This is a genomic window from Thiohalocapsa sp., assembly GCF_019695415.1.
Taxonomy (GTDB): Bacteria; Pseudomonadota; Gammaproteobacteria; order Chromatiales; family Chromatiaceae; genus Thiohalocapsa.
Map to the genome: position 1 here is coordinate 1 of NZ_JAIFKJ010000256.1, position 6,585 is coordinate 6,585.

Below are 6,585 nucleotides of genomic sequence, written 5' to 3' on the forward strand. Positions count from 1 at the left end.
TTCGATGAAGGCGCGATGGTCGAGGCCGGTGACCTGCTGTTTCGGATCGAGCGCGAGCCGTACGAGGCTAACGTCACCGCCCGCCCAGCCGATCTTGAGCGGACCACGGCCACCCTCACCAACGCCCGCCTGCAGCGCGAGCGCCTGGAGCCCTTGATCGAGCGCGGCGGCGCCACCCAGGCGCAGCTCGATGCCGCCATCGCCGCCGAGCAGGAGGCGAGCGCCGCACGCGATGCCGCGCAGGCGGCCCTCCAGCGCGCCGAGATCGAGCTGACCTATACCGAGATCCGGGCGCCGTTCACCGGGCGTATCGGCCGGGTGGCCTTCGCCGAGGGCGCGGTGGTCGGCCCCCAGTCGGGCCCGCTGGCGCGGCTGGTGCGCCTCGACCCCATTTACGTCAATATCCCGGTGAATGACCGCACCATGCTCGCCGTGCGGCGGATGCAGGACAGCACCGATCAATTCCGACCCTACGTCAGGCTGGCGGACGATTCCATGCTGGACGAGCCAGGCCGCTTCGAGTTCTTCGATCCTGAGGTCGATCCGACCACCGATACGGTGCGCGTGCGGGCGAGCTTCGACAACGAACAGCAGCTGCTGCTGCCCGGACAGTTCGTGACCGTCGTCTCCCGCGCGACCGAGCCGGAGATGGCCATGGTGGTGCCGCAGATTGCGGTGCAGCAGGACCAGGCCGGGCGCTTCGTGCTGGTGGTGACGCCGGAGGATGAGGTTGTGCTTGCCCGCGTCGAGCTCGGCGCACGGGTGGATACCGACTGGATCGTCCAATCCGGCCTGCAGACGGGACAGCAAGTCATCGTGGAAGGGGTGCAGAAGGCGCGTCCGGGCATGGTGGTGCAGCCCAATCCAGCAGCGCTGTACGACGAGGGCTGAGCCGCCATGTTCTCCGCCTTCTTCATCAACCGCGCGCGCTTCGCGATGGTCATCTCGCTGGTGATCGTCATCGCCGGCGTCATCGCCATCCGTGTGCTGCCGGTGGCACAGTTCCCGGACATCGTGCCGCCACAGGTGTCGGTGCAGGGCTTCTACCCCGGCGCCAATGCCGAAGTCGTCGCCGAGACCGTCGCCGCCCCCATCGAGGCGGAGGTCAACGGCGTCGACGACATGCTGTACATGACCTCCACCAGCGACAACACCGGGCAGTATCGGCTCGATGTGACCTTCGCGGTGGGCACCGACCCGGACATCGCGGCGGTCAATGTGCAGAACCGTGTCGCGCTGGCGCTGCCGACGCTGCCGGCGGAGGTGACCCAGCAGGGTGTCTCGGTGCGCAAGCAGTCCACCAGCATGCTGCTGACGGTAAACCTGCAATCGCCGAACGGCACCTTCGACCGGCTGTTCCTCTCCAACTACATGGAGATCAACATCCGCGACGCCCTGGCGCGACTGCCCGGTGTCGGCGAAGCGAGCCAGTTCGGACCGCTGGATTACGCCATGCGCGTCTGGTTGGACCCGCAGGAGATGACCGCACTCGGCCTCAGCGAGGGCGAGGTGGTGAGCGCCATCCGCCGCCAGAACCTCCAGGCCGCCGTCGGCCGGCTCGGCGCCCCGCCCGGCAACGAAGGGCGCGCCTTCACCTACAGCCTGCAGGCCCAGGGGCGGCTCACCGAGGTGTCCGAGTTCGAGCAGATCCTGGTGCGCACCAACCCGGACGGCTCCACCATCCGCCTCGGGGACATCGCCCGCATCGAGCTCGGCGCCCAAACCTACGATGCCAATGCCTGGATCGACGGGGCGCCCACGGCGGCGCTCGGCATCTACCTCGGACCGGGGGCCAACGCACTGGAGACCGCCGATCGCGTCTACGAGACGCTGGAGCAGCTCGCCGAGCGCTTCCCGGACGACCTGGAATACGCCATCTACTACGACACCACGGACTTCGTGCGCATCAGCATGCGCAACGTGGTCATCACCCTGCTCCAGGCGCTGGGGCTGGTCATCCTGGTGACCTATGTCTTCCTCGGCGACTGGCGCGCCACCCTGGTGCCGGTGCTGGCGATTCCGGTCTCCATCGTCGGCACTTTCGCGATTCTGCTGGCGGCTGGCCTGTCCATCAACACGGTGTCCATGTTCGCGGTGATCCTTGCCATCGGCATCGTCGTGGATGATGCCATCGTCGTAGTGGAGAACACCCAGCGCCTGATCGACGAGGAGGGGCTCGGCGCCAAGGCGGCCGCCAAGCGCGCCATGGAGCAGGTCACCGGGCCGGTCGTTGCCACCACCCTGGTGCTGTACGCGGTGTTCGTGCCCACCGCCTTTCTGCCCGGCATCACGGGCCAGCTGTACTTGCAGTTCGCGGTGACCATCTCGGTGGCGGTGACGATCTCGTCGCTGGTGGCCCTGACCCTGAGCCCGGCGCTCTGCGGCCTGCTGCTGCGCCCGTCGCGCGCGCCGCGCGGCCCGCTGCGCTGGTTCAACAAGGGGCTGGACAAGACGCGCAAGGGCTACACCGCACTGGTGGCCGGCATCGGCAAGGTCTCCATCGTCGCGGTGTTGATCATCGTCGCCAGCGGCGTCGCCGCAGGCTGGCTGTTCGACAAGGTGCCTACCGGCTTCATCCCGAGCGAGGACACGGGCTACTTCTTCGTCGACGTATCCCTGCCGGACGCGTCGTCGGTGGCCCGTACCGGCGCAGTGCTGGAGCAGGTACAGCAGACCCTTGCCGCCGAAGAGGAGGTGGACCACGTGCTGACGGTGGCCGGGTTCAGCCTGCTCGCGGGCGTGCGCTCCAGCGGCGGCCTTGCCATCGCCGTGCTCAAGCACTGGGACGACCGGCCCGGGCCTCAGTCCACGTCTGACGCCGTGCTGGCGCGGGTGCAGCCCAAGCTGCTGTCCATCCCGCAGGCGACGGTGTTCGCCTTCGCGGCGCCGCCGATTCAGGGCCTCGGTACCGCCGGCGGCATCGAGGCGGAGCTGCTGGACCTCGCCGGCCGCTCGCCGGAGGAGCTGGCGCAAACCCTTCAGGGCTTCCTGATCAACTCCAGCCAGAGCCCGGAGATCCAGCGCGCCTTCTCCACCTTCAGCGCCCGCACGCCGCAGCTGTTCCTCGACATCGACCGCAAGCGCGCGGAGACCATGGGGGTGCCCATCTCGGACCTGTTCCTGACCCTGCAGGCGAATCTGGGCTCGCTGTACGTCAACGACTTCAACCTCTTCGGGCGCACCTTCCGCGTCTTCATGCAGGCCGACGCGCCGTTTCGGATGAGCCCGGAGAACCTCTCCAAGCTGCATGTGCGCAACAACCGCGGCCAGATGGTGCCGCTGGCCTCCCTGGTGACGGTTGAGCCGGTGCTCGGCCCTGAGAGCACGCGGCGCTTCAACATGTTCCGTGCCGCGAGCCTAAACGTGACACCCACCGGCAGCACCGGCGAGGGCATCACTGCCCTGCGGGAGATCGAGCGCGACAATCTGCCCGCCGGCTACGCCATCGATTGGAGCGGGACGACCTTCCAGGAGGTGCAGGCCGGCGGCGAGGCGGCCATCGTGCTGGCACTGGCGCTGTTGTTCGTCTACCTGTTCCTGGTCGCCCAGTACGAGAGCTGGACCGTGCCTACGTCGGTCATCCTGTCCGTGGTCATCGCCGGCGCCGGCGGTCTCGCCGCCACCTGGGCGGTGGGGCTGGACAACAACGTCTACACCCAGATCGGCCTGGTAATGTTGATCGGCCTGGCGAGCAAGAACGCGATCCTCATCGTCGAGTTCGCCAAGCAGCTGCGCGAGGAAGGACGCCCCATCCAGCAGGCGGCGGCCGATGCGGCGAGCATCCGCTTCCGCGCCGTGCTCATGACCGCGTTCAGCTTCATTCTCGGCATGCTGCCGCTGCTGCTGGCAACCGGCGCTGGTGCGGCGAGCCAGATCTCGCTCGGTGTTGTGGTGTTTGGCGGCATGCTCGCGGCGACCATCCTCGGGATCATCATCATCCCGCCGCTCTACGTCTTCGTGCAGAGCCTGCGCGAGCGGGTCAAAGGCGGCGGATCCGCGGCCGCCGCCGCGGCGGAGACCTGATCCGGCCCCCGCGAGCGCGGGCATCCGCCGTAAAATCGGGCTGAGCAACCAAGCCCGACAAGACGACAACAAAGCGTCCTAGGGCCGCGGCGCCGGCACCAGGGGGCGGGATGTCGATCTGTGGGAGCGGCATCCCTGCCGCGACGACTTCCAGAGCGCCGCGATGCCCATCGCGGCAGGAAGGCCGCTCCCACGGCGACCCTTCGATGTGGGAGCGGCATCCTTGCCGCGACACGCAGCTGCCATGGCTCTGAAAGCCGTCGCGGCCAGAGGCCGCTCCCACAGCAGCCAATGGTGTGCTCACGAATCCGGATAGCGGAGCACCCCTCGGGACGCGCGGCCGGCCGCGCCGCCAGTCCAGCCCCAGTGCTAGGCTGGCGCGGTCTTGAAGCCCGTAGTTGCCGATGAGATCCCCCATCACCTGGCTGGTCGCGTTGTTCGTACTCGGCGGCGCCGACCCGCTCGTTGCCCAGCCAGAGACCAGCGAAGCAGGGACGGCCGCGGGAGCAACCGAGCCGGCCCACACGGAGCCGATGACCATAGCCACCCGCCACCCGCCGCCGTTTGCGATCAAGTCCGACGACGGCCAGTGGTCGGGCATCGCCATCGCGCTCTGGGGTCGGATCAGCGAGCGCAACGGCTATGACTTCCGTTATACCCAGCTGGGGCTCAAAGAGATGCTCGATGCCGTGGTTGCAGGGCGCATCGACGCCGGCGCGGCAGCGCTGACCATCACCAGCGACCGCGAGCAGGTCATGGACTTCTCGCACCCCTTTCACACCGCCGGACTCGCCGTCGCCGTGCCGCTTCGCAGTACCAGCCTGTTTCAGGTGGTCAAGCGCTTCCTGTCCCCCGCCTTCCTGGCCGTCGTCGCCGCGCTGCTGACATTGGTGGTGGCCGTCGGGGTACTGATCTGGCTCGCCGAGCGCCGCGGTGCTCGACGTGATCCGCTCCGAGGAGTGGATTAGGATCCTCGATCAGTATCTCGGCGCCGAATACTGAGCTGTTATACCCGAGCCAGATCGAGCTGCTGAGTGCGCTACGCATAAGATCAATCCTGTGCAGCGATCGCTTTCAATAGGGATCTCCCCGAGGTGCAAGGCGACGGTCGTTTTGCATTCACCGACCGCGCCGTCGGTCAGCCGCTCAGCTGCCTTGACCGGCATCCGCGACCTGTATAGCCTCGCCGCCACTTGTGCTTCGGCGCGGCGCAAACGCCAGCGAATGCGCGTTTCCGAAAAATGCGCGGTCAACGCTGTTTTGCAGGTTGCGCGCGCGTGTGCATTCCCGCGTGTCCATTCCCATGAGCGCGGCGAAGGAGGCTTTATGGCCCAGACGCTGACCCGCTACACCGATGTCATCGAGATCGTCGGGGATATTCTCAAGGTTCGGATCGGGGCCGTCGGACAGGACGCCCCGTCCATTGCCTATGATGATCTTGCCCTGGTGGAGGGTGTGGACGGCTTCCGCTCCCTGGCGCGGGTCATCCGCATCGACCGCGATGTCGCGTCGTTACAGGTCTTCTCCGGTACCAAGGGTGTTTCGACGTCGTCGACGGTGCAGTTTCTCGGGCATTCCATGCGCGCCACCTACTCGGCCAACATCCTCGGCCGGGTCTTCCGCGGCGATGGCGACCTGCTCGACACTGGGCCGGAGCTCACCGCCGAGCCCAAGGTGGCCACCGGCGGCCCGTCGGTCAATCCGGCAAGGCGTGTGCTGGCCTCGAAGATGATCCGCACGGATGTGCCGATGATCGACGTCTTCAACTCCCTCGCCGAGAGCCAGAAGATCCCGATCTTCTCGGTCGCCGGCGAGCCGTACAACCAGCTCCTCGCACGCATCGGTATCCAGGCGGACGCCGACATCATCGTTTTCGGCGGCCTGGGCCTGATCTTCGACGATTACTACTACTTCCGCCGTGCCTTCGAGGACGCCGGCATCTTCCCGCGGACGGTGATGTTCGTGAACCTGTCCGCGGACCCGGTGGTGGAGCGACTGCTGGTGCCGGACATGGCCTTGGCTGTGGCGGAGAAGTTCGCGCTGGAAGAAGGCAAGCGCGTGCTCGTGCTGCTGACGGACATGACCGCCTATGCCGATGCCATGAAGGAAGTCGGCATCGCCATGGAGTCCGTGCCGTCCAACCGAGGCTACATGGGCGACTTGTACTCGCAGATGGCGCGCCGCTACGAGAAGGCCGCCGACTATCGCGAGGGCGGCTCCCTGACCATCCTGACGGTCACCACCATGCCGGGCGGCGACGTGACGCATCCGGTGCCGGACAACACCGGCTACATCACCGAGGGGCAGTTTTACCTGCATGACGGCGTGCTGGACCCCTTCGGCAGCCTGTCCCGCCTGAAGCAGCACGTTATCGGCAAGGTCACGCGCGAGGACCACGGCCAGGTCATGAACACCATGATCCGCTTCTACTCCGGCGCCCGGGACGCCCAGCAGAAGCAGGCAATGGCCTTCGACCTGAGCGACTTCGACCACAAGCTGCTGCGCTTCGGCGAACTGTTCCGCGAGCGCTTCATGGACATCGACGTGAGCCTGCCGCTGGAG

The 6,585-nt window shown here is 67.0% G+C and carries 4 protein-coding genes; all 4 read left to right on the forward strand.

Annotated features, from left to right (window positions below; all coding sequences use genetic code 11):
* A partial coding sequence (locus I6U14_RS07225; protein ID WP_296898082.1) for an efflux RND transporter periplasmic adaptor subunit occupies window positions 1-891 on the forward strand: 891 nt, incomplete at its 5' end.
* A 6-nt stretch (window positions 892-897) separates the two neighbouring features.
* Complete coding sequence (locus I6U14_RS07230) at window positions 898-4,023, forward strand: efflux RND transporter permease subunit (protein ID WP_296898084.1); 3,126 nt, start codon at window positions 898-900, stop codon at window positions 4,021-4,023.
* Window positions 4,024-4,556: 533 nt separating this feature from the next.
* The gene (locus I6U14_RS07235) at window positions 4,557-4,991 is read left to right on the forward strand and encodes a transporter substrate-binding domain-containing protein (protein ID WP_296898086.1); all 435 of its coding nucleotides are present in this window, start codon (window positions 4,557-4,559) and stop codon (window positions 4,989-4,991) included.
* A 358-nt stretch (window positions 4,992-5,349) separates the two neighbouring features.
* Window positions 5,350-6,585, forward strand: a 1,236-nt coding sequence (locus I6U14_RS07240; protein ID WP_296898087.1) for a V-type ATP synthase subunit B, incomplete at its 3' end; no start/stop codon positions are given.

Bases quoted from the DNA above. Each gene is read 5' to 3' on its own strand.
- I6U14_RS07235 (WP_296898086.1), top strand. From the start codon at position 4,557: ATGACCATAGCCACCCGCCACCCGCCGCCGTTTGCGATCAAGTCCGAC.
- I6U14_RS07230 (WP_296898084.1), top strand. From the start codon at position 898: ATGTTCTCCGCCTTCTTCATCAACCGCGCGCGCTTCGCGATGGTCATC.